General features: G+C 70.0%; 28 protein-coding genes and 1 pseudogene. 15 read left to right on the forward strand and 14 right to left on the reverse strand.

Features of this window, described 5'->3' with window-relative positions; genetic code table 11:
* From MCHT01_RS05595 to MCHT01_RS05630, 8 genes and pseudogenes are all read right to left on the reverse strand, one after another.
* Complete coding sequence (locus MCHT01_RS05595; protein WP_067063508.1) at positions 1–588, reverse strand: NADPH-dependent FMN reductase; 588 nt, start codon at positions 586–588, stop codon at positions 1–3.
* Between the two features lie 106 nt (positions 589–694).
* Positions 695–1,279, reverse strand: coding sequence for a 4-hydroxylaminobenzoate lyase (locus tag MCHT01_RS05600; RefSeq protein WP_084451959.1), 585 nt, complete (start codon positions 1,277–1,279; stop codon positions 695–697).
* A complete protein-coding gene (locus tag MCHT01_RS05605) occupies positions 1,276–2,292 on the reverse strand; it encodes an amidohydrolase family protein (protein ID WP_067063510.1) in 1,017 nt (338 codons plus the stop codon). Before MCHT01_RS05605 ends, MCHT01_RS05600 begins: the two co-directional genes overlap by 4 nt.
* A 10-nt stretch (positions 2,293–2,302) precedes the next feature.
* Positions 2,303–2,899, reverse strand: a complete 597-nt coding sequence (locus MCHT01_RS05610; RefSeq protein ID WP_067063513.1) for a 3-hydroxyanthranilate 3,4-dioxygenase — start codon at positions 2,897–2,899, stop codon at positions 2,303–2,305.
* Between the two features lie 130 nt (positions 2,900–3,029).
* Positions 3,030–3,521 (reverse strand): annotated as a pseudogene (locus MCHT01_RS25480) (RidA family protein); the annotation flags it as partial.
* Positions 3,518–4,297 carry a 2-keto-4-pentenoate hydratase gene (locus MCHT01_RS05620; RefSeq protein ID WP_067063515.1) on the reverse strand — a complete coding sequence of 260 codons (780 nt, stop codon included), beginning with the start codon at positions 4,295–4,297 and terminating at the stop codon, positions 3,518–3,520. The pseudogene MCHT01_RS25480 and the gene MCHT01_RS05620, both read right to left, overlap by 4 nt.
* The gene (locus MCHT01_RS05625) at positions 4,294–5,091 is read right to left on the reverse strand and encodes a 2-keto-4-pentenoate hydratase (RefSeq protein WP_067063516.1); all 798 of its coding nucleotides are present in this window, start codon (positions 5,089–5,091) and stop codon (positions 4,294–4,296) included. Before MCHT01_RS05625 ends, MCHT01_RS05620 begins: the two co-directional genes overlap by 4 nt.
* Positions 5,092–5,102: 11 nt before the next feature.
* Positions 5,103–6,560 (reverse strand): 2-hydroxymuconic semialdehyde dehydrogenase, encoded by a 1,458-nt coding sequence (locus MCHT01_RS05630; protein ID WP_067063519.1) that lies wholly within the window; start codon positions 6,558–6,560, stop codon positions 5,103–5,105.
* A gap of 291 nt (positions 6,561–6,851) precedes the next feature.
* Here MCHT01_RS05630 and MCHT01_RS05635 point away from each other — a divergent pair, with 291 nt between their 5' ends.
* From MCHT01_RS05635 to MCHT01_RS26670, 7 genes are all read left to right on the forward strand, one after another.
* Positions 6,852–7,883: a LysR family transcriptional regulator gene (locus MCHT01_RS05635; protein ID WP_067063522.1), complete on the forward strand. Its 1,032-nt coding sequence runs from the start codon at positions 6,852–6,854 to the stop codon at positions 7,881–7,883.
* 261 nt (positions 7,884–8,144) lie between these two features.
* Positions 8,145–8,537 (forward strand): DoxX family protein, encoded by a 393-nt coding sequence (locus tag MCHT01_RS05640; protein ID WP_067063523.1) that lies wholly within the window; start codon positions 8,145–8,147, stop codon positions 8,535–8,537.
* Positions 8,538–8,664: 127 nt separating this feature from the next.
* The gene (locus MCHT01_RS05645; protein ID WP_067063526.1) at positions 8,665–9,183 is read left to right on the forward strand and encodes a pyridoxamine 5'-phosphate oxidase family protein; all 519 of its coding nucleotides are present in this window, start codon (positions 8,665–8,667) and stop codon (positions 9,181–9,183) included.
* A 51-nt stretch (positions 9,184–9,234) separates the two neighbouring features.
* The gene (locus MCHT01_RS05650; protein WP_245643171.1) at positions 9,235–10,296 is read left to right on the forward strand and encodes an extracellular catalytic domain type 1 short-chain-length polyhydroxyalkanoate depolymerase; all 1,062 of its coding nucleotides are present in this window, start codon (positions 9,235–9,237) and stop codon (positions 10,294–10,296) included.
* Between the two features lie 69 nt (positions 10,297–10,365).
* Positions 10,366–10,557 (forward strand): hypothetical protein, encoded by a 192-nt coding sequence (locus tag MCHT01_RS05655; protein ID WP_067063531.1) that lies wholly within the window; start codon positions 10,366–10,368, stop codon positions 10,555–10,557.
* A gap of 57 nt (positions 10,558–10,614) precedes the next feature.
* Positions 10,615–11,121 (forward strand): DUF2085 domain-containing protein, encoded by a 507-nt coding sequence (locus tag MCHT01_RS05660; protein WP_067063533.1) that lies wholly within the window; start codon positions 10,615–10,617, stop codon positions 11,119–11,121.
* Between the two features lie 174 nt (positions 11,122–11,295).
* Positions 11,296–11,439: a hypothetical protein gene (locus tag MCHT01_RS26670; RefSeq protein WP_169806097.1), complete on the forward strand. Its 144-nt coding sequence runs from the start codon at positions 11,296–11,298 to the stop codon at positions 11,437–11,439.
* An 18-nt stretch (positions 11,440–11,457) separates the two neighbouring features.
* On the opposite strand, the gene MCHT01_RS05665 is transcribed toward MCHT01_RS26670, so the two are convergent.
* Positions 11,458–11,853 carry a nuclear transport factor 2 family protein gene (locus MCHT01_RS05665; protein WP_067063535.1) on the reverse strand — a complete coding sequence of 132 codons (396 nt, stop codon included), beginning with the start codon at positions 11,851–11,853 and terminating at the stop codon, positions 11,458–11,460.
* Positions 11,854–11,942: 89 nt separating this feature from the next.
* Between MCHT01_RS05665 and MCHT01_RS26035 the strand changes: the two genes are divergently transcribed.
* The 3 genes from MCHT01_RS26035 to MCHT01_RS05680 are packed head-to-tail and all read left to right on the forward strand — an operon-like array spanning position 11,943 to position 13,618.
* Positions 11,943–12,674 (forward strand): hypothetical protein, encoded by a 732-nt coding sequence (locus tag MCHT01_RS26035; RefSeq protein ID WP_218017871.1) that lies wholly within the window; start codon positions 11,943–11,945, stop codon positions 12,672–12,674.
* 25 nt (positions 12,675–12,699) lie between these two features.
* Positions 12,700–13,110, forward strand: coding sequence for a GFA family protein (locus MCHT01_RS05675; RefSeq protein ID WP_067063539.1), 411 nt, complete (start codon positions 12,700–12,702; stop codon positions 13,108–13,110).
* 7 nt (positions 13,111–13,117) lie between these two features.
* Positions 13,118–13,618 carry an endonuclease V gene (locus tag MCHT01_RS05680; protein WP_148661409.1) on the forward strand — a complete coding sequence of 167 codons (501 nt, stop codon included), beginning with the start codon at positions 13,118–13,120 and terminating at the stop codon, positions 13,616–13,618.
* Between the two features lie 11 nt (positions 13,619–13,629).
* On the opposite strand, the gene MCHT01_RS05685 is transcribed toward MCHT01_RS05680, so the two are convergent.
* Positions 13,630–14,142, reverse strand: coding sequence for an OmpH/Skp family outer membrane protein (locus tag MCHT01_RS05685; protein WP_067063543.1), 513 nt, complete (start codon positions 14,140–14,142; stop codon positions 13,630–13,632).
* Between the two features lie 222 nt (positions 14,143–14,364).
* Here MCHT01_RS05685 and MCHT01_RS05690 point away from each other — a divergent pair, with 222 nt between their 5' ends.
* Positions 14,365–14,850 (forward strand): STM3941 family protein, encoded by a 486-nt coding sequence (locus MCHT01_RS05690; protein ID WP_148661410.1) that lies wholly within the window; start codon positions 14,365–14,367, stop codon positions 14,848–14,850.
* Between the two features lie 122 nt (positions 14,851–14,972).
* A complete protein-coding gene (locus MCHT01_RS05695; RefSeq protein WP_084451971.1) occupies positions 14,973–15,683 on the forward strand; it encodes a thiol:disulfide interchange protein DsbA/DsbL in 711 nt (236 codons plus the stop codon).
* Positions 15,684–15,758: 75 nt separating this feature from the next.
* On the opposite strand, the gene MCHT01_RS05700 is transcribed toward MCHT01_RS05695, so the two are convergent.
* Positions 15,759–16,940, reverse strand: coding sequence for a serine hydrolase domain-containing protein (locus tag MCHT01_RS05700; protein ID WP_148661411.1), 1,182 nt, complete (start codon positions 16,938–16,940; stop codon positions 15,759–15,761).
* Between the two features lie 146 nt (positions 16,941–17,086).
* Here MCHT01_RS05700 and MCHT01_RS05705 point away from each other — a divergent pair, with 146 nt between their 5' ends.
* On the forward strand, positions 17,087–17,530 hold the full coding sequence (locus MCHT01_RS05705; protein WP_067063550.1) for a hypothetical protein: 444 nt from the start codon (positions 17,087–17,089) through the stop codon (positions 17,528–17,530).
* Here MCHT01_RS05705 and MCHT01_RS05710 read toward each other — a convergent pair.
* Both MCHT01_RS05710 and MCHT01_RS05715 read right to left on the reverse strand, forming a co-directional pair.
* The gene (locus MCHT01_RS05710; RefSeq protein ID WP_067063552.1) at positions 17,499–18,233 is read right to left on the reverse strand and encodes an HAD family hydrolase; all 735 of its coding nucleotides are present in this window, start codon (positions 18,231–18,233) and stop codon (positions 17,499–17,501) included. The genes MCHT01_RS05705 and MCHT01_RS05710 overlap by 32 nt on opposite strands.
* A 199-nt stretch (positions 18,234–18,432) precedes the next feature.
* Positions 18,433–21,429, reverse strand: a complete 2,997-nt coding sequence (locus MCHT01_RS05715; protein ID WP_084451973.1) for a di-heme oxidoredictase family protein — start codon at positions 21,427–21,429, stop codon at positions 18,433–18,435.
* 458 nt (positions 21,430–21,887) lie between these two features.
* Between MCHT01_RS05715 and MCHT01_RS05720 the strand changes: the two genes are divergently transcribed.
* Both MCHT01_RS05720 and MCHT01_RS05725 read left to right on the forward strand, forming a co-directional pair.
* On the forward strand, positions 21,888–22,697 hold the full coding sequence (locus MCHT01_RS05720) for an SDR family NAD(P)-dependent oxidoreductase (protein ID WP_067063555.1): 810 nt from the start codon (positions 21,888–21,890) through the stop codon (positions 22,695–22,697).
* A 65-nt stretch (positions 22,698–22,762) separates the two neighbouring features.
* Positions 22,763–23,377, forward strand: a complete 615-nt coding sequence (locus MCHT01_RS05725; RefSeq protein ID WP_067063557.1) for a hypothetical protein — start codon at positions 22,763–22,765, stop codon at positions 23,375–23,377.
* On the opposite strand, the gene MCHT01_RS05730 is transcribed toward MCHT01_RS05725, so the two are convergent.
* The gene (locus MCHT01_RS05730; protein WP_084451975.1) at positions 23,352–24,242 is read right to left on the reverse strand and encodes a metallophosphoesterase; all 891 of its coding nucleotides are present in this window, start codon (positions 24,240–24,242) and stop codon (positions 23,352–23,354) included. The two genes, MCHT01_RS05725 and MCHT01_RS05730, sit on opposite strands and share 26 nt — an antisense overlap.
* Positions 24,243–24,250: the final 8 nt, after the last annotated feature.

The following is a 24,250-nucleotide window of genomic DNA, read 5'->3' on the forward strand; positions in this document are numbered from 1 at the left end:
TCAGCTGTTGGCCGGCGCGTCGCGGCCGGCGGCGAGCACCAGGGCCGATCCGACCGCGCGCACCGCCTTCTCGACGCCGGCGTCCTTGAGCGCACCGCGCTCGTCGAAGGCCTGGTGCGCGGCGGGCAGGGCGAACGAGGCGGGCACGATGGCGACGCCCAGCTTGTTCAGCACGATCTGCAGCGAGACCTGTGAGCGGATGCCCGCGAGCAGGCCCGGCGAGGCCGACACCATCGCCGCGCTCAGATGGGCGAAGGCGCCGCTGCCCGGCCGTGCTTGCGCGGCAGGCCGGCTGGCCCAGTCGAGCGCGTTCTTGAGCAGGGCGGTCGGGCCGCCGTTGTGCTCCGGCGTGGCGATGAGCAGCGCATGGTGCGAGGTCAGCAGGCGCTGGAGCCGGAGCGCGCCCGGCGGCAGGCCGTCGGCGACCTCGAGGTCGCCGTCGTAGAGCGGCAGCTGGAGGTCGGCCAGGCGCAGCATCGTCACGTCGGCGCCGACGGCGCGCGCGCCGGCCGCGGCGACCTCGAGCAGTTGCTGGTTGAGCGAGCCGCGGCGCGAGCTGCCCGAGAAGGCCAGGATCTTGATGGTCATGAGAACCTCGTTGGAATCGGGAATCGGGAATCGGGAATCGGGAATCGGGAATCGGGAATCGGGAATCGGGCCTGGGCATATGCCCAGACGGGGCTTCGGACCGGGCTCAGGGATGAGGCGCGGCGCCTGCGGGTTGCCTCGCTGGAGCGGCGCCGAATCGCTCGCCGGCGAGCTCGGCGGGGGGCGGCCTGTAGTCGATGGCGCCGCCGGGCAGGAAGAACAGGACCAGCGCCTGACCGCCCTCGGTGGTCGGAAAGTGCTCGCTGCCGGCCGGGTACACGACCCAGCCCGCGCCGTGCCCGCACCAGCGGGCTCCGGGGTCGAGCGGGATGACGAGGTCGATCTCGCCGCGCGTGTGGCGGTGGTACTGCCCGACCACGTCGCGCATCAGCCCGGTCTCGACGCGCATGCCCCGTGTCTCGACCGACTCGTCGGCGATCCGGCCGCGGCTGTAGCCGGCGCCCTTGACCGGTGCGTAGCCGGCCCAGCCCTCGGCCACGCCCGCGCGCATCAGCGTCGCGAGCCGGTCGTGGAAGGCGCCGTAGGGGCCGAAGCGGCGGTTGAGCTCGAACTCCAGCGCGCCGTCCAGCGGCCGGTCGCCGATGAAATCGAGCACCTGGCGGATCAGCGCCATCGCCTCGGGCTTGTGCGTGCCGGTGGGCAGCGGGGTCTGCGGGTCCAGCGTGCTCATACGCGCTCGTCGAAGGTGTAGTTGAAGAAGCGCCCCGCGTTCTCGCCGAGGATGCGGGACTTCTGCTGGCAGGTCAGGCAGCCGGTGCCGCGCACCAGCGAGCCCATGGGCAGCTCGCCCAGCGGGTAGGGGTAGTCGGTGCCCAGCATCACGCGGTCGTCGCCCATCACCTCGACGAGGAACTTCAGCGCGCGCTCGTCGAAGACCGCGCTGTCGCACCAGAAGCGCTTGACGTAGCTGGAGGGCAGATGCGGGCAGTCCTCGCGCACGATGTCGCGGTTGCGCCAGGCGTTGTCGGCGCGGCCCAGGGCCCAGGCGAAGTTGCCGCCCCCATGCGCGAAGCAGATGCGCAGGCTGTCGGGGATGCGCTCCAGCGCGCCGGACAGGATCAGCGACAGCATGGACAGCTGCGTCTCCGCCGCCATCGCGACCAGCCAGGGCAGCATGTATTTCTTCATGCGCCGGCCCTGGCCCATCATGTCCCAGGGGTGCTCCAGCACCGGGCAGCCGATGGCGGCGCAGTGCTGCAGGAAGGTCACGATGCCCTCGTCGTCGAAGTCCTTGTCCCCGACGTGATTGCCCAGCTCCACGCCGATGTGGCCGTTGGCCATCGCGCGTTCGACCTCGCGGCAGGAGGCGTCGATGTCCTGCAGCGGCACCTGCGCGACCGCATGGATGCGGCCGTCGGACTTCGCGCACATCTCCAGCGCCATGTCGTTGAACATGCGCGCGCAGTCCAGCGCGTGCTCGGGCTGGCGCAGGTAGGCGAAGAGCACCGGCGTGACGCTCATGACCTGGTGGTCGATGCCGTCCCGGTCCATCTCCTCCAGGCGCTTCTCGGCGTCCCAGGTGGCGGAGTAGACGGGCCGGAACTCCTGGTCCCCGACCATCAGCATGGCCTTGCCGCAGCCCAGGTGCTTCATCCAGGGCCAGTCGGGCGTGCCGAAGCGCTCGGCCAGGTCCGGCCAGGAGTGGGGCAGGAAGTGGTTGTGGATGTCGACGGCGACAGTCATGGCGCGGTCCTCACAGCACGACCCAGCCGGCCGGCGGCAGCTTGCCAGGGTGGATCGTCCCGCAGTGCGGGCACTGGTGCAGCTCGGTGGCGGCGTAGAAGTCGGCGTAGACCTTGGGGATGTCCTCGACGATGGACTCCAGGTCCACCTCGGTGCGGTGCACCAGGTGCTGGCAGTTGAAGCAGTACCACTCGAAGCCGTCGAGCAGCCCGTCCGGACGCGCCGGCTCGACGACGAGGCCGATGGAGCCCGGCATCGGCCGTTGCGGCGAGTGACGCACATGCGGCGGGATGCGGAAGATCTCGCCCTCGCGAACGACCACGTCGTAGGCCTGGTCGCGGTCGATCAGCTTGAGCACCATGTCGCCCTTGAGCTGATAGAGGAACTCGTCGACCGGGTCGTCGTGGAAGTCGGTGCGCTGGTTGGGGCCGCCGACGATGGTGACCATCAGGTCCGCGTCAGGCCAGATCTGCGCGTTGCCCACCGGCGGCTTGAGCAGGTCGCGGTGCTCGGCGATCCAGTTCTCGAGGCTGAAGGCGGACAGGCGCGCCGCGCCGTCATGGGCCCGCGTGGAGGCGGTCTTGGGGCTGTGGGTCTTGAAGCACATGGGATGACTCCTTGGCAGAAGAGGGGACGTCGACGTGCGCGGTGGAGGGCGCGGCGTCGGAGGACGGGGCCGCGGCGCGTGGCGACGACGGCGCGGTAGAGGGCGCCGTGGTGGGCGGCGTGGATGGCGGCGAACTCGCCGGCCGGTAGGCGATGCCCTTGATCTCGATCAGCAGGTGCGGATGCGGCAGCTGATGCACGGCCATCGTGGTGCGCGTGGGACCGTCGAAGCCGAAGAACTCGGCGTAGGTCTCGTTGTAGCCCTTGAAGTCGTTCATGCTCGCCAGGAACACGGTCACCTCGACCAGGTCCTCCAGCCCCGCGCCTTCGCTGGCGAGGATGTCGGCGATGTTGCGGATCACCGCGCGGGTCTGCGCGCGGATGTCGAGCTCGGTGACGCCCATGGCATCGGCCGTCGCGCCCTCGAAGCTGTTGTCCGCGCGGCGCGAGGACGTACCCGAGACGAAGAGGAAGTCGCCCGCCCGCTTGAGATGCGGGAAGCGGCCGCGCGGCGTCGCCTTGCCGGCGACGACCGTAGCTTTCGCGGTCGAAGCCGAAGCCGAAGCCCCGCCAGGGCTCGCGTCGGCGTGGGCTTCGGTAGCGGTTCTGGTGACCGCGCTCATGACTCGGCCCCTCCGACCTGGAAGGACACCGCGCCCAGCGACTGGAACGCCGCGCTGACGCGCATGCCGGCGCGCAGCGCGACGGCCTCGGTCGCGGCGCCCGCCAGCACCAGGTCGCCTGGTTGCAGCGGCTCGCCTGCCTCGGCAGCCAGCCGGGCCGCCGCGACCAGCGATCGCACGGGATGGCCGAGGATGGCCGCCGACGATCCCGCCTGCACCACGCGGCCGTCCACGCGCATCACGATGCCCAGGTTGGCGACGTCGGTGCTCGCCGGCTGCAGCGGTCCGACCAGGAAGCCCGAGGAGGACGCGTTGTCGGCGATGACGTCGGCGAGATGAAAGCGGAAGTCGCGGTAGCGGCTGTCGATGATCTCGATGCCGCCGGCGACGGCCTCCACCGCGGCCATCGCCTCGGCGGCGCTGACGCGGCCCGCGAGCGGCTTCTTCAGCAGGAAGACGATCTCGGGCTCGGCGCGCGGATGGACGTAGCGATCGAGCGCGAGCTCGCCGCCCTCGTCCAGGCGCATGTCGTCGGTCAGGCGGCCCCAGATCATCTGGTCCACGCCCATCTGACGCATCTTGGCGCGCGAGGTGAAACCCATCTTCATGCCGACGCGCCGCGCGCCGCGCCGCAGGCGCTGCTGCACCAGCAGGCGCTGCACCGCATAGGCGGTCTCGACGTCGAAGTCCGCCTGCTGATCGCTCAGCTGCGCGACCGCCTGCCGCGTCAGCGCTGCGTGGTCCAGCGCGAGGGCGAGTTGATTCAATCCGCTCATGAGGTCCGTCCTTGCTCGGAGCCGAAGCTGACGCGCACCGAGCCCAGGCCCTGGATGCGCGCCTCGAAGCTGTCGCCGGGGCGCGCGGGCACGACCGGCCCGAGCGCGCCGCTGAGCACGATGTCGCCGGCGCGCAGCGGCCGTCCGGCCTGCGCCATCACGCGGGCCAGCCACAGCGTCGCGTTGATCGGCGAGCCCAGGCAGGCGACGCCGGCGCCGGTCGAGGCGAGCTCGCCGTTGCGCTCCAGCGCCATGCCGCAGCGGACCAGGTCCACCGCGTCGAGGCGGCGCGCGTCATGACCGAGCACGAACAGGCCGGAGGACGCGTTGTCCGCGATCGTGTCGGTGATGCGGATGTCCCAGCCGGCGATGCGGCTGTCGACGATCTCCAGCGCGGGGAGGACCCAGTCGACGGCGTCGAGGATGTCGGCGGTCGTGAGCCGCGCGTCGGTCAGGTCCCGGCCGAGCAGGAAGGCCACCTCGGCCTCCACGCGGGGCTGGATCAGGCGACCGAGCGGGATCTCGCCGCCGTTGGGCACGTCCATGTCGTCGAAGAGCATCCCGTAGTCGGGCTGCGCGACGCCGAGCTGACGTTGCACCGCCGTGGCGGTGAGGCCGATCTTGCGACCCACCAGGCGGGCGCCTTCGGCGAGGCGGCGCTGGGTGATTTCTTCCTGCACCGCGTAGGCCGCGGCGACGTCGCTGTCGCCGAGTTGGCCGCGCACGGGGGCGCAGGGCGCGGCGGCGCGCGCCGCCTGCCACAGCGCGGCGGCCGGAGTGGAAAGGGCTTGCATCGCGCGCCCCCTCAGAACTTGACGCAGATGTTGGAGGGCTCGGAGTAGAAGTTCAGCGAGTGCATGCCGCCCTCGCGTCCGATGCCGGACATCTTCACGCCGCCGAAGGGGGTGCGCAGGTCCCGCAGGTACCAGCTGTTGACCCACACCAGGCCGGCCTGCACCGCATGCGCGACGCGGTGGCCGCGCGCCAGGTTCTGCGTCCAGATCGACGCGCACAGGCCGTAGTGGGTGTCGTTGGCGCGGGCGATGACCTCGTCCTCGCTGTCGAAGGGCGCGACGTGGCAGCAGGGGCCGAAGATCTCCTCGCGGCAAATGCGGGCGGTGTCGCCCAGGCCGGTCCAGATGGTGGGCTGGACGAAGAATCCCTCGTCGCGCTCGTCGCCGAACTGGGGCACGCCGCCGCCGGTGACCACCGTGGCGCCTTCGCCGACGGCCAGGCGGTAGTAGGACAGCACCTTGTCCCGATGCTCGGCCGAGATCATCGGCGGCATGTCCACGCCCGGATCGGCGGGCCGACCGGGCACCAGGGCCTCGGCCTTGCGCTTGAGCGCGGCGACGAACTTGTCGAAGATCGGGCGCTCGACGTAGACGCGCTCGGTGCACATGCAGATCTGGCCGCCGTTGGAGAAGGCCGCCTTGGCGATGCCGTCCACCGCTGCGTCGAAGTCGCAATCGGCGAAGACGATGCCCGGGTTCTTGCCGCCGAGCTCGAAGGACACGGGCTTCACCCGCTCCGCCGCAGCTTTCATGATGATGGTGCCGGTGTGGCTCTCGCCGGTGAAGGTGATGCCGTCGATGCCGGGGTGGGTGGTCAGGAACTCGCCCGCCGAATTGGGGCCGAAGCCGTGGATCAGGTTGAAGGCGCCAGGCGGCACGCCGGCCTCGGCCATGACCTCGGCCAGCAGCGTGGCGGTGGCGGGCGTTTCCTCGGACGGCTTGGCGATGACGGCGTTGCCGGCGGCCATGGCGGGGGCGACCTTCCAGCTGAGCAGCAGCAGCGGCAGGTCCCAAGGCGCGATCACCGCGACCACGCCCAGCGGCCGGCGATGCGAGTAGTTGAGGACGGCGCCCCCTTCGGGCGCCGCCATCTCGTAGGCCTCGTTGGGATAAGCCTTGATCAGGTCCGCGAAGATGCGGAAGTTGGCCGCGCCACGCGGGATGTCGATGGCGCGGGCATGCGGATAGGAATGACCGGTGTCGGCGACCTCGGCTTCCAGGAACTCGTCGAAGCGGGCCTCGATGCCGTCGGCGACCTTGTGCAGCAGGGCCGAGCGCTCGGCGGCGGTCAGCTTGCCCCAGGCGCCGTCCATCGCGGCGCGCGCGGCCTTCACGGCCCGGTCGACCGTGTCCTGGTCGGCCTCGGAGACGTCGGCGACATGGCTGCCGTCGACCGGATTGAGGGTCGGGAAAGTACGGCCGGTGGTGATCCATTCACCGTTCACGTAGTTGCGCATCAGCGTCGTCATGTCGTTTCCTCGCGGGATGTCAGGGAGTCAGGAGGGAAGAGGTCAGGTATTGAGCGTTGGTCGCTGGGTCGGACTCTAGGAATCCGGGATCCCGCGTGGAATGCGGGCGGCGCTCATATCGGCTATGCGGCTGTGTATGAATCCCCGATGGCCTACGCCCCCTGGCTACGCCGTGCGGGCTACCCCGGACGGGCTATGGCCAACGCCCGGCGCGCGGGCGCGGATGGCGCGCTAGCCTGTGGCTTCCGCGCGTCCCGCGCCTCCTGCGTTTGCCGCCGTCGCCCTGTCGCCATGGACCTGATCGCCTCGCTCCAATCCTTCCTGCGGGTCGCGCAGACGGGCTCCTTCTCGGCTGTCGCGCATGAGCGCGGCGTCACGCAGCCCGCGATCTCGCGCCAGGTCAGCGCGCTGGAGGAACATTTGGGGACGCGGCTGGTCCAGCGCAGCACGCAGGCGGTCACGCTGACGGACGAAGGCCGCGAGTTCCTCGGCGCCGCGCAGCGCCTGGTGGACGAGGCCGAGGCCCTGCGCCACGCGGTGGGCACGCGGCGCGGCAAGGCCGTGGGGACGGTGCGCGTGGCGGTGCCGGTGCCGCTGGGCGTGTACCTCGGCGCGCGCCTGGGGCCGCTGATGGACCGCCATGACGAGCTCAGCGTCGATCTGGTGCTGCGCGACGGTGCGAGCAACCTGATCGAGGACGGACTGGATCTGGAGATCCGGCTGGGACCGTTGGGCGACTGCTCGATGGTGGCGCGTCAGATCGGGTGGGCGCTCGCGCATGTGGTGGCCTCGCCCGACTACCTCGACCGCCGCGGGGAACCCCGGCATCCGGGCGAGCTCGAGGGCCACGATTGCATCGTCTATCACCGTCGGCTCAACGAGAAGGTCTGGTGGTTCGACGATCCCGGCATCGCGGGCGGCGAGCTGGCGATGCCGGTCTGCGGCCGCATCCACACCAACAACGCGGTGGCGGCGCACCAGGCGGCGCTGGCGGGGCAGGGCATCGCGCACATCTCGCACCTGCTGGTGGGCGAGGACCTGCGCGCGGGACGGCTGAAGCTGCTGTTGCCTGCCTATCCGACACGGCGATTCCCGCTCTACGCCGTGTATCCCTCCAAGCGCAGCCTGCCGCCGCGCATCCGCGTGGTCATCGACCACCTCTGCGACCTGCTCGCGCAGGATCCCGCCATGTCGCTGGCGGATCCCGCGCGCGTGACCGCGCCGAACCCGGGGCCGACGGGCAGCCCGACGGCCATCGGGGTCGCGATGTCTTCGGGCGTTGCCGATCCGCGGCGATCCGTCGAGGCGGCAGTCGACGCCTGACCCTCATACGCGGCGTACGAGGCCATATGCGCGACGCGCGGCTTCGCGGACGAGGGGACGCCGCCTATCTTCTCCCCATCGAAATCTCGGCAGCCTCGCTGCCGCAACGCGCCTGGCGCGCCCCATGGCGCGCCGGCGCTGCTTTCACAAGGCATCGACATGAGTTCCTCCGCTTCGTTCCCTTCCTCTTCCGCGCGCCAGCATCCTTTCGCGACAGACGTCGGCGGGGAGACGGGAGGATCACGGCCGCGGCCGCGCGACGTGGTGATCCTGATCGCGCGCGTGCTGCTGGTGCTGCTGTTCCTGATCTTCGGCTGGGACAAGCTGACCGGCTACGCCGACACGGTGACGCTGTTCACCCAGATGGGCGTGCCGCAGCCGTCGCTGGCGACCCTGGTGGCGATCGCCGCCGAGGTCGGTGGCGGGCTGGCGATCCTGCTGGGGCTGTTCACGCGGCCGGTGGCGGCCTTGATGGCCGTTTATTGCGTCGCGACGGCGCTGCTCGGGCACCACTACTGGGCGATGTCGGGCAACGAGCGCTTCCTGGCCGAGATCGGGTTCTTCAAGAATCTCAGCCTCACGGGAGGCTTGCTCCTGCTGTGCGTGACCGGGAGCGGGCGCATCGGCGTGGACGCGAGGTGGCGTCGTCGATGACGGCTGCGTCGACGGGCGGACCGGTGGCGTCTTCGCTCGCTTCGCCGCGCCTCCGAACGTGACGGACGACCGCCGGGGCGGCTGGGAGCGCGCCTTGCCGATGGACGGGATCCACCAGGAGCCCCCCATGACCGACCATCCGCCGACCGACGCCGAACGACGCAGCAAGCTCTGGAGCCTGATCAAGGACATCCGCATCGGGCTGCTCACCACGCAGCACAGCAACGGCCATCTGCATTCGCGGCCGATGACCTTGCAGAACCAGGACCTGCACGAGGACGAATCGCTGTGGTTCTTCATGTCCCGCAGCGGTGATCCCTTCGGCGACATCGTCGCGTCGCCGCAGGTCAACGTGGCCTTCGCCGACCGGGACGACGACACCTATGTCTCGGTCTCCGGGACGGCCGGGCTCAGCGAGGACCGGACGCGTCGCCAGCAGCTCTGGAACAAGGCCGCGGAGGCGTGGTTCCCCAAGGGCATCGACGATCCCGACCTGGCCCTGGTGCAGGTCCGCATCAGCCACGCGAGCTACTGGGACGTGAAGTCCTCGAAGCTGATGCAGCTGTACGCGATGGCGAAATCCGCTGTCACCGGCAAGCCGCCCGCCGAGCTCGGCGAGACCGGCAAGGTCCGCATGGATCGCTGAGGTTCAAGCGCGCGGGCCCTCGACGTCGACATGCCGAAGCGATCGGCCGCCTTGTCGCTTTCCAGACGCTTGAGCCGGCAGTGGCAGGCCGCGGCCAACCGCGTCCTGCGCGCGACCGCAGGCGCGATCAAGGGCGCTTCGACACGCACGGCGAAGCGCGCGGCCACCGGCGCCGCCATTGCCACCGCAAAGCCCACCGCGAAGGACACGCGCTCACGCCTTGCGAAGCGCGCGTCCCCCGCGCCGCCACCGACGGCCGGACCGGGAGACTGGATCGCCGGGCTGACGATGGGCCGTGGCGGCATGCGGCGGTACCGGTTGTTCCGTCCCGCGGGCATCGGCGCCGACGAGCGGGTGCCGCTGGTCGTGATGCTGCACGGCTGCGGACAGGACGCGAGCGACTTCGCGCACAGCACGCGCATGAATCGTGTCGCGGCCCGCGAGCGTTTCCTGGTGCTCTACCCGGAGCAGAGCCGCCTGGCCAATCCGCAGCGTTGCTGGAACTGGTTCGAGACCGAGTCCGGACGCGCGCAGGCCGAGGCCGCTCAGATCCTGGCGGCGGTCGATCAGGTGGGGCTGCTGTACCCCGTCGATCGTGACCGTGTCGCGATCGCGGGACTGTCCGCGGGCGCGGGCATGGCGGCTTGGCTCGCGACGGCGCATCCGACGCGCTTCCGCGCGGTCGCGATGCACTCGGGGGTCGCGCCCGGGCTGGCTTCGTCCGCGAGCATGGCCCTGCGCGCGATGCGGGGTGGCGGTCGTCCGCCGCGGATCGCGCCGCGAGACGCCGATGTGCCGTGGCCCCCGCTGCTGGTGATTCAAGGGACCCAGGACCGGGTGGTCGCCTCGGCCAACGCGAGCGAAGCCGCGCGGCAGTGGGCCGCGGCGGCGGGGGCGACCGCGACGGCGCCGCGCGAGCTGCGACGCGGCCGTCGCCATCCGATGACCGTCGTCGACTTCAAGCGCCGCGGTCACGTCGCGGCGACGCTGGTCGAGATCCACGGCCTGGCCCATGCCTGGAGCGGCGGCGCCGCCAGGCAACCGTTCAGCGACCCCGCGGGACCGGACGCGACGGCCATGATCTGGCGCTTCTTCGCCAAGCGCTTGAGGTGACAGGCGCCGCTACACTCGCGCCAAATCGAACGTCTGATTCGAAGTCATTCAGAGACAGGGAGCTCTCGCGTGTCGTCACCTCAGTTCTGCAACCTCTGCAATCGCAACGTTGCCCCGCAGAAGCAATTCAACTGGCTGGTCTTCATCTTCCTCTGCGGCTGCTTCTATCTGCCGTTCTATCTGTTCGCGAAGGCCAAGTGCCCGATCTGCCAGAGCACCGATCTCAGCCCGCCCAAGCGCGGCGACATCGGCCGGCGCTGAGGACGCGCGATGAGTGAGCAAGGGATGCCGCCCCCGGCACCCCGGCCGCGTTGGAGCATGGTCGTCTCGCACCATCCGCCCACGCAGTACGACCGCACCTTCCATCTCGGGCCGATCCGGCTCTGCGTGCGCTGCAGCGCGGTCGTGGGCGGGATCGCCGCCTCGCTCGTCGGCGGCCACTGCCATCCGGCGATGCGCGACTGGGCGCCGTGGATCGTGCTCGTGATCGCGGGTTTGACGATCGCGGTAGGGGTGCTGCTGTTCGTGCTCAATGAAGGCGGGCGGCGGGCCAGCAGCAATCTGGAACGCACCGTCTTCGGCCTTGTCGTGGGCGCGGCGCTGGCCTGGTGCTGGCAGTCGTCGATCCCGGGCCTGATCGCCATGGTCTCGATGCTGGTCGCGGGCCAGTTCGTCTCCGCCTGGGGACTGCAGCGCGTCGGCGCGCTCGATCGTTTCTTCGGCGAGTACATGGCGGGCGCGGTCATTCCGCCGGAGGGCGCCGATGCCGTGTCCTGCCAACGGTTCCTCTGCGCCTGCGATGGGGCGGTGAGGTTGCCGCGATAGCGATGCCATGCCCGGCACCTGACGGGTCACACGGGGTGCCCGCAGTCGATGCCTCCAGCGAGAGGCGATTCGAAACCTTCGCTGCTATGCTGCCCCGCGAACAGGGAAGAGGCGAGTCCGACAGCACGCACGAGGCGCGGATGAGTTCCCTGATCCCTTCGCAAGGAGCGCTCGATGATTCGCTGGACTCCCCTTGTCCTGTTGGCCTTGGCCGTCTTGTTCTACGGCCTCGGGTTCGTCGCCGAGAGCCAGGCCATCGGCGTGGCCGGCCTCGTGTTCGAGGCGGCCTTCTGGTCGCGGCTGTTCAAGCGCCGCTGAGATCTCCGCGCTGATCGCTCAGCACCCCGTCGCCTGCGACCACACCGCCATCCATCCCGAGGCGCGTCGCTCGTAGGTGTCGGTATGCCAGCAGTCCATCGTCTTCCCCGAGGGGAAGCTCAATCGCGCCCGGTACCGCACGACCGCCATGTCGGCGGTGAGCCGCACCTGCATCTCGCCGTGCGTCCACGCCGAGTAGAACGGTGCATCGGCCATCAGCGCGAAGTACTCCTCCCGGCGCAGCACCCGGCCGCCGGGCGTGATCAGTTCGTACTCGGGGGCATGCAGCGATGCCAGCGTCGCCATGTCGCGATCGACCAGGGCCGCGGTGCGACGGCGTTCGAGCGATTGGATGAATGTGGACAGCGCCTGCGGGGAGGCTTCGAGCCGTGGCGGGTCGTGGTCGAGGGACATGGGGCCCGTGACTCCTGAGGACGAGGATGGGGAAACTCCGGAGGCGAGGCCAGGCCTCGCACCGGATTCGAGCACTTGAAGCTGGCAACATGCGCGCTCTTCCCGGACATTCAATGGGCGCCGCATGCGGCCATGCCATTCGAAGCATGAAGCTTGGTTCATTCCTCCTGGGCGCGGTCTGCGGCGCCGCCGTCACCGCGGTCGCCGGGTATGCGTGGCAGGCGCATGCCGGCGCCACCAGCGCCATCGCGCCGTCGACGCTTCCGCTGTCGCCGACGGAGCCCGCCACCCCTTCGGCCGGGGGCCTGGCCCCCTCCGTCGAGCGAGCGACTCCCAAGCCCACCGATCCGGTGAGCACACCGCTTCCCGCCGCTCAGGTCGGAGTCGCGGCGGTGAGCTCACCCAACCTCCCGCTCGCGAGCGACCCGCCGATCGCCTTGTCCGCGGAGCACGCCCAGGTCCTGGGACAGGCTGTCCGTCGCGATCGTCCACCGTCCCTCGGTGAACTGCATCTGCAACTCTCCGCGGAAACGCGGGACGCGGCTTGGTCGGTGCCCCTGGAACAGAGCATCCAGCAGTATCTCCAGGCCGCCAACCCCTCGGGCGAGTTCGAGATCATGTCGGTGCAGTGCCGCGCGACGCTTTGCGAGGTCCTGGCTTTCGGCAATCTGCCGACCTCCGGTGCACGATGGAACCAGCTCTGGGACGCCGCGTCGTCCCAGCCGTGGATGGCGGGTATCGGCGGCAACACGACGTCGACCTTCGTGCGCAACGACCGCCATGTCATCGTCACCGTGCTGCAGCGGTCCAGGAAGGGCTGAGGCAGTCTCAGCCAGGGAGCTTGAGGTGGAGTCACTTCTGCAAGGGTCCTGCCATTGCGGCGCGGTACAGCTGGTGCTGCCGCATCTGCCGTCCCGCGTCACCGAGTGCAACTGCTCGATCTGCCGGCGGCTGGCCGGCATCTGGGGCTACTTCGATTGGGGCACGGTCCGGATCCGGGCCGAGGAAGGGGCGCTCGACCTCTACGCCTGGGGCGACAAGTCGCTGCGCACCATGCGCTGCGCAACCTGCGGGTGCGCGACCCACTGGGAGCCGATCGATCCCCAGGAGGGGGCGTATCACGGCGTCAATCTGAGGATGTTCCCGCCGGAGTTGCTGTCGCAGGTCCGCATCCGGAAGTTCGACGGCGCGGATACCTGGACCTATCTCGACGAGCAGGGGAGTGGCGCGGAGCCCCCGAATCCCGGCGACCCATAATCCCCGCATGAAACTTGTAGTGGCCCTCCATGTCGACGGCACCCAGGCGAATGTCGCCGCCGCGGCATTCGACGCCTGGGATTCCCCGGAAGCGACGAAGACCTATTTCTCGCGCATCGCCGAGTTCGGCAAGCCGGTGCGTGGGGCGCTCGATCTGCGGGAGTTGCCCTGCGTGCTGCAACTGCTGGGCGAGCACAAGCTGGAGCCCGAGCTGATCGTCATCGACGGTTTCGTCCATCTCGATGCGGACGACACGCCGGGCGTCGGTCAGCAGCTCTTCGAGGCGCTGGGCGGCAAGGTGGCGATCGTCGGTCTCTCGAAGAAGAGCCTGCCGGGGCTGTCGGCGCAATTCGAGGTCATGCGGGAGGAGGAATCCCCGCCGCTGATCGTGACCAGCGTGGGGATCGACATCGGCGCGGCCAAGGTCCGGGTGCGCTCGATGCACGGCAGGAAGCGCGTGCCGACGCTGGTGAAGCTCGCCGCGCGACTGGCGAAGAACAAGGACTGAGGTCGACGCCCTTATCGCTGCGCGTTGACCGCGTCGATGACGACGGCCGAGAGGTCCGCGCTGTCCTTGGCGAAGGCCACGTGTTCCACGAAGACGAGGTCGATCTTCCGTTCCTGCGCCACTGCCTTGATGGCCCGCTGCACGCGTTCCTTCAAGGTCACGTATTCCTGACCCTTCCGGAATTCGAGGTCGTCCTCGAACTGGCGTTTGGCGCGGTCCAGGGCCCGGCCTTGATCCGCGAGATCTCGACCCCGACGGGTTCTCTCCGTCTCGGACAGCGAGGGGGCGTCCTTGTCGAGTTGCGCGGCCGCGGCGCCCAGCGCGCTTTCCTGGTCGTCCAGGGCCCGGCGCCGCTTGCTGAATTCCTCCTGCAGCCGGCTCTGCGCGGCCTTGCCGGGCACGCATTCGTTGATGACGCGCTGGGTGTCGACATAGCCCACCTTGAGCTGCTGGGCCTGCGCGGAGGCGGCGCCTCCCAGGAGCAGCGCCGCGGCGAAGAGAAACTGCCCGAGCCGGATCTTCATGATTGCCTCTGCTGGCCACGTGGCGTGGCTGGGGTCGGATGATAGGGCGCGGGGCGGCGGTGTCTACAGGTGGCCGATCAAGTCAGTCGGGCCGCCTTGTCCGGATCACGTGCCCGGAGTCGACGTCGAGGTCCGCGCGCCTGCCGCGACAATCCCCCCGTCCCCGGACCCCCAGAAGCCGTCGTAGACGCTTCGATCCGCGGGACATCAGAGAGGATCCGGATGTCGACCCGTCAAAACGCTTTGCCCCTGCGCCTTCGCGCCAGCCCGCTCAAGATGCTCGCGCTGCTGGTCGTGAGCCTCGTCTTCGTCGCCGGCGGCTTGCTGATGGCGCGCGACGAGCCCGTGATGGGCTACTTCGGCGCCGTGTTCTTCGGGCTCGGCGCGATCGTGGCCGTCGTGAGCCTGCTGCCTGGCAGCTCGTACGTGGAGCTCTCCGACGAGGGCTTCGAGGTGTGCAGCCTCTTCCGCAAGCACTTCATCCGCTGGGCGCAGATCCGGGAGTTCTCGATCTACCGCGTCCAGCACAGCGAACGCGTCGGCTGGCATTACCTGGCCGAGGCCGGCGCGACCACCCTGGGCCGCCGTGTGTCCTCGGCGCTCGCGGGCGTGGAGGGCGGTCTGCCGGACACCTACGGGATGAAGGCCCGCGAGCTCGCGGACCTGATGAACAACACGCTGCAGACCCGCCGCGGCCCCCTGCGATGACAGGGGCCGGACAGGCCTCTGTCGTGCCTTCGCATCGCCGGCCCGAACGCGCCATCCCGGATTAATCGCGCCCTAAGCCAGCGCCCCAAGAATCGCCGCCACCGCATCTTGGGAGCGTGCTCATGAAACGAAGAGTCCTGCTGGCGATGTCGGGCGCGCTGCCCGCGCTGTCGTCCGTTTCCGCCGTCTCGACCGCCCTCGGCGTCGCGGGCCCGGCCTTCGCGGCGCCGGCGTCCGCGGGGGGATGGCAACCCGTCGAGGGTCAGCATTACGAGAAGCTGGCCACCCCCCTTCCTTCGACCGGCGACGGTCGCATCGAGCTCGTCGAGTTCTTCTGGCTGGGCTGCGGCCATTGCCAGGCCTTCGATCCGGTCCTCGAGGCCTGGCACGCGCAGCGTCGCGATGTCGTCTCGCTGCGCCGCATCCACATCGCCGGCCGGGCGCAGGTCGTCGCGCATCAGCGCCTGTTCTTCGCGCTCCAGTCCCTCGGCGTTCAGGATCAACTGCGGCCGGTCGTCTTCGATCTGCTGCTGGGGCAGGGGAAGTCGTTGAACACCCCGCAGGAGCAGGCCACCGCCCTGGCCGGAGCCGGCATCGATCCGAAGCGGCTGATGGAGGCCTGCCAGTCCTTCTCCGTGGCCGCGAAATGCCAGCAGGCGAATCAGCTCCAGGAACGCGCCGACGTGAACACCGTGCCCACGCTGATGGTCGGCGGCCGCTTCAAGACCTCGCCGAGCATGGCCGCCCGCGGCGCGCGACTCTCCGAGCAGGAGAGCGGTCGGCGCGCGCTGCAGGTCGTCGACGCGCTGCTCGCGGGGCCGCTGCGGGCGTAGCGCCCGCGGGCCCGCGGTGGGGGGCTCACGCGGTGCCAGGACGGGCGGGTGCGCACGATGGCACCTCGCCCCGTCTCAGCCTCGCAGCAGCGCCTGATACGCCTTGTGCTTGAACCGCTGCGCGTACGGATGCGAGTGTCCGAAATAGCGCTGGGTCAGCAGCACGGCCGCGATGCCGCGTCGCGGATGGATCCACCACAGCGTGCCCGCCAGGCCGCCCCAGCTGGCTTCCCCCGCGACCTCGGGCGGGTCGCCCGGTCCTGCGGATGTCCGCACCGCCGAGCCCAAACCGAATTGCCATCCCGGGAGGTCCGGCACATCGGGGAAGCGCACATGCAGGTCGCGCCCCAGCTGGTTGCTGAACATGAGGTCCAGCGTGGCCGGCTTGAGCAGCGTGGGTCCGCCGGGGATCAGACTGCGGATGAAGCGCGTCGAGTCCTCCAGCGTGCTCACCAGTCCGCCGCCGCCGGACTCGAGCGGCATGCGTCGCAGGTAGGCGCCGGGATAGGGCTTGTGGTCGGCGCGGGGCAGGCCGGGCTTGCTGTTGTCCATCAGGTCCGCGCCCTCGTAGAGCACCGTCAGACGGTCCTGCTTGTCCGGGGGCACGCAGAAGTCCGTGTCCACCATGTCCAGCGGCTCGAAGATGTGCCGGGCCAGGAACGCGCCGAAGCGCTCGCCGCTGACCACTTCCGCGAGGCGGCCGAGAACGTCCATGGACACCGAGTACTCCCATTGCGTGCCCGGATGGAAGCACAGCGGCAGCGGCTCGATCGCCTTCATCATGCCGGCCAGGTCCCGATGGGGACTGAGCACGGCGGCCCGCTGGTAGGCCCCGTGCATCGGTGTCCCTGGGTCGAAGACCCCGTAGGACAGCCCCGAGGTGTGCGTCAGCAGATGCCGCACCGTGATGGGCGAGCGGGCGGGCTCGGTGTCCGACAGATCCTTGGCGCCGGGGCGCAAGACCTGGCGCTCGGCGAGCTCGGGCAGGAAGGCGTCCACGCGGTCGTCCAGTCCGAGTCGACCTCGCTCCACCAGCAGCATGACCGCGCAGGCGGTCACGAGCTTGGTGCTGGAGAACATCCGGAAGAGATGGTCCTCGCGCAGCGCGATGCCGGCCTCGCGGTCGGCGGCGCCGTAGCAGAAGCGGTCCACCACCTCGCGCCCGCGCAGCAGCACCGTGGAGACGCCTGGCAGGAACGCCTGGTCGACCTCGGCGCGCAGCGTGGCGTGCAGGGCGTCGAAACGGGTGTCGGTCATCGGGGCTCCTCGGCGTTGGGGCAGGCGACTGTACGGCGCGCCTGGCGCGGAACGTGTCACCAGGGTGCCGAAGGGAGAGGTGCCACGCCGCATGGCAGACTGCGCCGCGCCCAAGCGTCCTGGAGAAACATCGCGTGTCCCGCCTCATGTTCGATCGACAGTTGTCCGAGCCTCCAGGCTACCGAGAACGTGGCTGCGTCCTGGTGAGCTATCGGCTGCCCTGGCTGAGGCACTGCTTCGTGCTCTGCTCAGAGGTCGGCAAGGAGCCTGGCGACGAGATCGGCGACGCCGCGAAGGTGGACCTGATGGCCTTCTTCCTGATCGAGGCGCAGCGCCTTGCCCAGACGGCGGTCGGGGACCCCGAGGCGTTCATGCTGATCCACAGCGGCCGATCCGCGCGCAAGCGGTCGAGCTGGCATCTCCATGTCTTCGTCGTCCGGACGCGCTGGCAGAAGGCCTGGGTCTACACCATCCTCGGGGTCAAGAACCTGGTGCTGGCGAGCGGTCTCGCCCTGCGCAACCGCTTCACGAAAGGACGTGTCGACGGCGATCAGCGGATCAGACGGCCAGCAACGCGCACAAGGCGGTGAGGTCGCTGACCGCGGCATGCGGGGTCGTGCCTGCCTCGGCGGGCGTTTCGCCCGGCTCCCGCATGACCCAGGCCGCCTGCGCGCCAGCACCGATCGCGCCGAGCACATCCAGCCGCCAGTCGTCACCGACATGCAGCAGCGCCGACGGCGGCACGTCCGCGAGCGCCGCGGCGGCATGGAAGGCTTGCGCTTGCGGTTTCGCCACGCCCAGCGTCGCGGCGCTCAGGCTGCCCTTGAGCAGGTGAGCGACACCCGCCCGATGGACGCAGCCGTTGCCGTTGGACAAGCCCACCAGCGGATAGCGCGCGCTCAGGCGCGTCAGGGCCGGCAGCACGTCGGGATAGAGCGTCACCGTCAGGCGCTGCTCGAAGAAGACCTCGAAGGCGGGCTCGACGAGCGCGAGGTCCTCGCCCGCGTCCGACAACATCGCGCGGATGGACGCGCGGCGCAGCGCGCTGAAGTCGAGGTGGAGCTCCGGATGCGTGTGGTCCACGCGGGCCCGGTAGTCGCGCAGCGCGGTCGGGCTGGCGAGCAGCGCCCTCGTGCCGGGCGCATGCGTGCGCAGCCAGTCGGTGAGCGCCGCCTCGGCGCGCACCACGCAGGGCATGAACGGCCAGAGCGTGTCGTCCAGGTCGAAGGAGATGGCGCGGACGCGGCTCAGTTGCATACCGAGCTCGCCGCCGTCCAGGCGCTCGCAGCGCATGACCTTGGCGCCCCGGCCGGGCGCCGCGGCGCGGATCTGGGCGACCCGGTCCGACCCGTCTTCGGGCGGGGGCTCGATGGCGCGCGAGCGTGCCTGGTGGGAGTCGAGCAGATGGGCAGGGCGTCGTGTCGCATGAGAAGGCGGATTGTCCGTCACGCCTTCCCAGGCCCTCACCGCTGTCCGCCCGCCCGGTCCGTCCTCACAGCGAGTTGAGGAAGGCCAGCAAGGCCGCCCGGTCCGCCGCGCTCAGGTTCACGAAGCGCTGGCGGCTGGCCGCCGCCTCGCCGCCGTGCCAGACGATGGCCTCGGTCAGGTTGCGGGCGCGGCCGTCGTGCAGATAGCCGACACGCACCCCGGGACCCGCGACGGACTCGGTGTAGCCGATGCCCCACAGCGGCGAGGTGCGCCACTGGCTGCCGCTGGCCTGCGCCTCCGCGAGGTTGTCGGCCAGCTCGCTGCCCATGTCGTGCAGCAGCAGGTCGGTGTAGGGCTTGATGCTCTGGTTGCGCATCTCGGCCAGCTCGGTGGACGCGCCGGTCTTCATGTCCGCCACATGGCAGGCCGTGCAACGCATGGACGCGAACAGCTTGGCGCCGGCCGCGATCTGGGTCGGGTTCACGTCCAGGTAGGGCAGCGGCGTCACGCCCTTGGGGAAGCCGCTGGTGAGGCTGCGCTGCGCCGGCACGCCCAGCTGCGCCACGTAGCGCGAGAGCAGCTGCAGGTCGTCCTCGCTGATGCCCGCTTCCACCTTGCCGCGGTTGCACTTGGCCGGACCGGCCAGGCAGTCGCGGTTCGGGTAGACCGGCGAGGTCACCGACATGTCCAGCAGCAGCGCGTTGGCGGTCTGGTGGCGCAGGCTGACCTTGGCGGCCTTCCAGCCGTAGCGGCCGACGCGCACGCTGCCGCTGTCCGGGTCGTAGACCAGGTTGGCCTGGCCCTTCACGCCGTCCTCGTCCGGCGTGCCGCGCACGCGGGACAGGATGTCGGCGTCGGAGATCGCCTCCAGCAGGCCCATGCCGATCACCGGTTGCGCGCTGCGCAGCGAGAAGACCGCCGGCGTCGGACCGTCGAAGCGGACCTTGGGCTTGCTCAGCGTCACCACCGTGCCGTCGGACAGCGTCACGCTCCGGGTCTCGAAGCCGGCCACGCGCACGCTGTTGCCCCAGTCCTGCGCCGCGCCGGTGGTGGCGGAGCGCGCGTTCATCTGCACCGCCAGGCCATAGACCGGATCGGGCAGCTGCTTGCCGTCGCTGCCCACCGCGCCGGTGCGCACGGCCATGGTGTCCAGGCGCTGGTTGATCACCTGGGGCGCCAGGCTGCGGCCGTTGTTGATGTGGCAGCCGAAGCAGTTGGTCTGGTTGAAGCGCGGTCCCTGCAGCTTCACCGCGGCGGTGTTGCGGTCGTTGCCCGCCTCGTTGTGATCGCCCGTCCACATGTTGGTGTGGAACCAGCGGCGGCCCTCGACGAAGCGCTGCATGTTCTGCATCCCGATCTGCGTGTTGGGCTGCTGGAACATGAAGGTCGCGTTGTCCGCGTAGTCGTACGAGATCGAGCCCGTGCCGCCCTGCAGCGTCTCCACCGGCAGCGGCGCGTTCAGCAGGCGTGGCTGCACGCCATACCAGGGGCGCAGCCCGCTGCCCACGACGTAGGTGACCTCGTTGGTGTAGTAGCGGAAGTTGCCGCTGTCGCCGATGGCGTCCATCGACGCGCGGCTGGCGAAGAACGATCCGGTGAACTCGATGGCGTCGCCGACTTTGAGGTTGCGCGACGGCACGTTCACGCCGTTGGGCACCAGCACGCCGTTGGCGTCGGCGGCGATGTCCTGGTGGCCGGGCACGTTGTCCAGCACCACGGAGCAGCCGTCGTTCGCGCCGATCACGCCGGCATAGCCGCTGTCGGGGCGGCGCAGCGCGCCCTCGGGCGGCTTGGCCACGATGGGGCAGGAGGTCAGGTCCTTGAAGCCGTCGGTGTAGGTGGTGCTGTCCAGCAGTTGGCCCGGGGACATCCAGCCGTAGCCGGTCACGCCCGGATCGTCGAAGCGGCGGAAGAAGGACTGGCCGCCGCCGCGCTGGGCCTGCTGGTAGTACTGGTTGACGATGATGCGGGGCTTGGTGACGCCCGCGACGCGGCTGTTGTCGATGAACTCGACGCCCCAGGTGCGGTTCTTGAAGTAGTTGGCGATGAAGTTCAGGTAGGCGCCGGGGCCCTTGTCCTGCGGCTTGCCGTTGGCGTCGACGGTGGCGTTGACGCCGTAGCCGATCTCGGCCCAGTCCTCGCCGCGCTCGCGCGCGTGGCGCGAGCGGCCGACGAAGCCGAAGCGCGTCACCAGCGTGCCGTCCGGCAGCGAGAACTGCACCTGTTCCAGCGTGGCCGGCGCGGCCGGCGTGACCACCGTGCTGCCCGCGGCCGGGTAGGGCAGGGCCGAGGTGGCGAGCGTGGGCAGCGTGTTGTCGCTGCCGGGGGAGGTGAAGCTCACCTCGAACAGCGAGTAGCCGTACTGCGTTGCGCGGGCCACGCCCTGCAGGCGCAGGTAGCGCGCGTTCGCGTTCAGGTTGAAGAACTCCTCGGTGCCGCCCTGGCCGCCGGCGACGTAGCGCAGCTGATACCAGGTCTGGCCGTCGTCGGAGACCTGCAGCGCGTACTCCTTGCCGTAGGCGTTCTCCCAGACCAGCTTCATGTAGCCCAGCGGCGTCTTGGCGCCGAAGTCGAACTGGATCCAGGCCTTGTCGTCCTGCGCGCTGGACCAGCGCGTCGTCAGGTTGCCGTCGACCGCCTTCTCGGGGCCGTTGGCGTTGTTCTCGGTCGCGCTGGACGTGGCCTTGACCACCGGGACGGCCACGCCGGGCCTGCTCACGTCCAGGCCGGCGGGCAGTTGCAGCGAAGGCGGCAGCGAGGGCGCCGCGGCATCGCCGCCCGTGGGCAGCACCGGGGTCGACACGCCGGTGGCGGGCGGCAGTTCGGGCTCGGGGTCGGTGCCGACCGGCGAGGAGGCCGGCGACGAGGCGGGCGAGGACGCGGGAGGCGTGCTCGACGACGGCGGCGTGCCGCCCGAGTCGGCGGCGCCACCACCGCCGCCGCATGCGGCGAGCGTGCCGGCGACGCCGAGGGCGACGGCCGTCCTCAGCAAATGCGCGAGGAGCGGGGTCGAGGAAGAACTGGCCGACTCGTGATCAGTCGAGGAAACGTTGCTGCGCATGGCGCCCTTGCAGGTCCGATGGAACGGGACACCAGGGCGCGTGCGATCGCGGAGCCCGGGTGGACTTCGCGCATTTCAAGCAGTTAACGTGCCGGTTGCGATTGGTTGCAGGAACGCCTGCAAAGTCACAGACACGGGAGGCGTCGAGTGATGAACCTAACTCCAAAGAGTTATCGACGAAGGTGCGCGATCGCCGCTGGGGGTCAGGTTTTGTCAGGCGAGGACAAATAGTGTCACTTTCGATGCGCCGATCGCGGAGGCGACACGACGCGTCCGACGGTCTGTCGCTGAAAGCGGGTGGCGGCTGTCGCGCGCCATCGGCGGCAATCGCCCTGGTGATCGTGGCAATCGCCCGCGCATTGCCCCGATTTTCGGGATGACGCATCGCGCCGCGCGCGGATTGTTCCGACCCCGACGCATCCGTACGCTGACGGCTCTTGCATCAGGAGCAACGACAGATGGACATGCAGTTGAAAGGGCGCCGCGCGCTGGTCACGGGGAGCAGTTCCGGCATCGGCGCGGAGATCGCCAGGATGCTGGCCGCCGAGGGCGCGCGGGTCGTCGTCCATGGACGTGACACGCGCCGGGCGCAGGCGGTGGTCGACGAGATCGCCACGCGGGGCGGGCAGGCGGTGGCCGTGCTCGGCGACCTGACATCGGCCGAGGACGCGGAGCGCGTGATCGTCGAGGCGACGCGCGCCTTCGACGGCATCGACATCCTGGTCAACAACGTCGGCGGTTCCGCCAACGTGGCGCGGCCGGACTGGTTCGACACGCCCTTGGACGAGTGGCAGCAGAACTTCGAGAACAACACGCTCGCGCCGGTGCGCCTGATCCGCGCGCTGGTCCCCGCGATGCGCGAGCGCGGCTGGGGCCGGATCATCCAGATCTCGTCGCGTAACGCGATCTCGCCGCACGCGCAGTTCCCTGGCTACGGCGCCGCGAAGGCCGCGCTGAACAACCTGACGTTGAGCCTGTCCAAGGGCCTGGCGGGCACGGGCGTGACCTCGAACGGCATCATGCCGGGCCTGATCTACACGCCGCAGCTGGACGAGTGGTTCCTCGAGACGGCGCGCCGCGAGTTCGGCACCGAGGACCGTGACCAGGGACGCGACTTCGTCTTGAAGCACGTCGTGCGCCAGACCGTCGACCGCTCCGGCCAGCCGCGCGACATCGCCGCTGCCGCGGTCTACCTCGCCAGCCCGCTCAGCGACTTCGTGACCGGGACGACGATCCGCATCGACGGAGGTGCGACGCCGACGGTGTGAGGCGGGAATCGTGTCGCGCTATGCTGCGCGCGCGGCGGTCAGCGTCGCGCCAGGAGGATCGCCGCATGCCCAGCTACGCCAGCGCTCGTGAACTGATGGATGCCGTGATGGCGCGCTATCGCGCCTTGCCGGACTACTCGGACCGCGGCTTCGTCACAGCCCGGCGTCGGGGGCGCGACCACGTGATCGTCTTCGAGACGGCCTATGAGGCCTCCGGGGATTTCCGATTCACCTTCGACCGCCCGCATCCCTACAGGCCGCTCCGGCACATGGTGACCCGCTTTGTCGTGGGCCGACGTGGCGGCGAGGCCTACCTGGACAGGCGGGCGTCGGACGGCGACGTCAGCACCCAGGTCGAACCCGATTTCAATCTGGCGATCGCCGGTGCCACGGGTACGTCCTACGGGGCGGCGCACACGATCGCCGGCCTGCTGTTCCCCGAGGTGACGGGATGGTCCTTCCGCGAGCTCAAGCGGCCCCGGTTGCGTTCGCCGCAGCTGATCGACGACGTGTGGTGCCACCGGATCACCGGGCTTCAGCATCGCGCGCGGATGGTCATCCACGTGGGCGTCGAGGACCTGCTGATCCGCCGCATCGCCCATCGCAGGCCGGGATCGGAGGAGCGACGCCTCGACGTACGGGTGTCCGCGCCCCTCAGCGAGGCGCCGCGTCCATCGTGAACATCACCCACTCCGGCCGCATGTTGAAGCGCACCGGATAGATGCTCACGCCCAGGCCGTTGGTGATGTAGACGTGCTGGCGGCCCACGTCGACCCAGCCGTGCGTCTGGTCGTGCGGCCAGCCATGCGGCGCCACCGCGGAACCGTAGAAGGGAATCCACACCTGACCGCCGTGCGTGTGACCGGCCACCGTCAGGCCGGGGATGGCCGGCAGCTCGCGCGCGCTGGCGGGATCGTGCATCAGCACCAGCGCCTGCGCGCCCGCGGGCAGCTGCTGCGCGGCGATCCGCGGCAGATCGTGCGCGGTCACGCGGTCACCGATGCCCACCACCCACAGCGGCGTGCCCGGCAGCGGCACCGCCTGGTTGAGCAGCACCGTGATGCCCGCCGCGCGCAGCGACTTGTTGAAGCGGCCGCCATGGGTCCACCAGTCGTGATTGCCGAGCACCGCGTAGACGCCGTACCTGGCCTTTAACCGACCGAGGACCGCGGCGATCTGCTCCGGCGTGGTGCCGTCCTCGCCACGGCCGGACATGAAATCGCCCGGCAGCAGGATCACGTCGGGCTGCGCGGCGTTGATCTCGTCGACGATGGCGTTGGCCCTCGGGATCGTCATCACGCGCTTGAGCGCCTCGTGGCCGATGTGCCAGTCCGAGGCCACCGCCACTTTCAGCCCGGCCGGTCCGCGCCAGTCGGGCACCTGCACGGCGATGTCGCGGCGCGCGACCCAGCGGGGCTCGATCAGCACGGACCAGGCCGCGAGCAACGCCGCCATCAGGAGCACGACGAGCAGTGTCTTCAGGACCGTGAGCAGCACGCGCAGCGGCAAGGGCGAGGGACGGGAGGGCGAGCGGCTCGGCGGCATCGAGGGAG

This window comes from Mitsuaria chitosanitabida ATCC BAA-476 = NBRC 102408 (assembly GCF_001598255.1).
Taxonomy (GTDB): Bacteria; Pseudomonadota; Gammaproteobacteria; order Burkholderiales; family Burkholderiaceae_C; genus Roseateles; species Roseateles chitosanitabidus.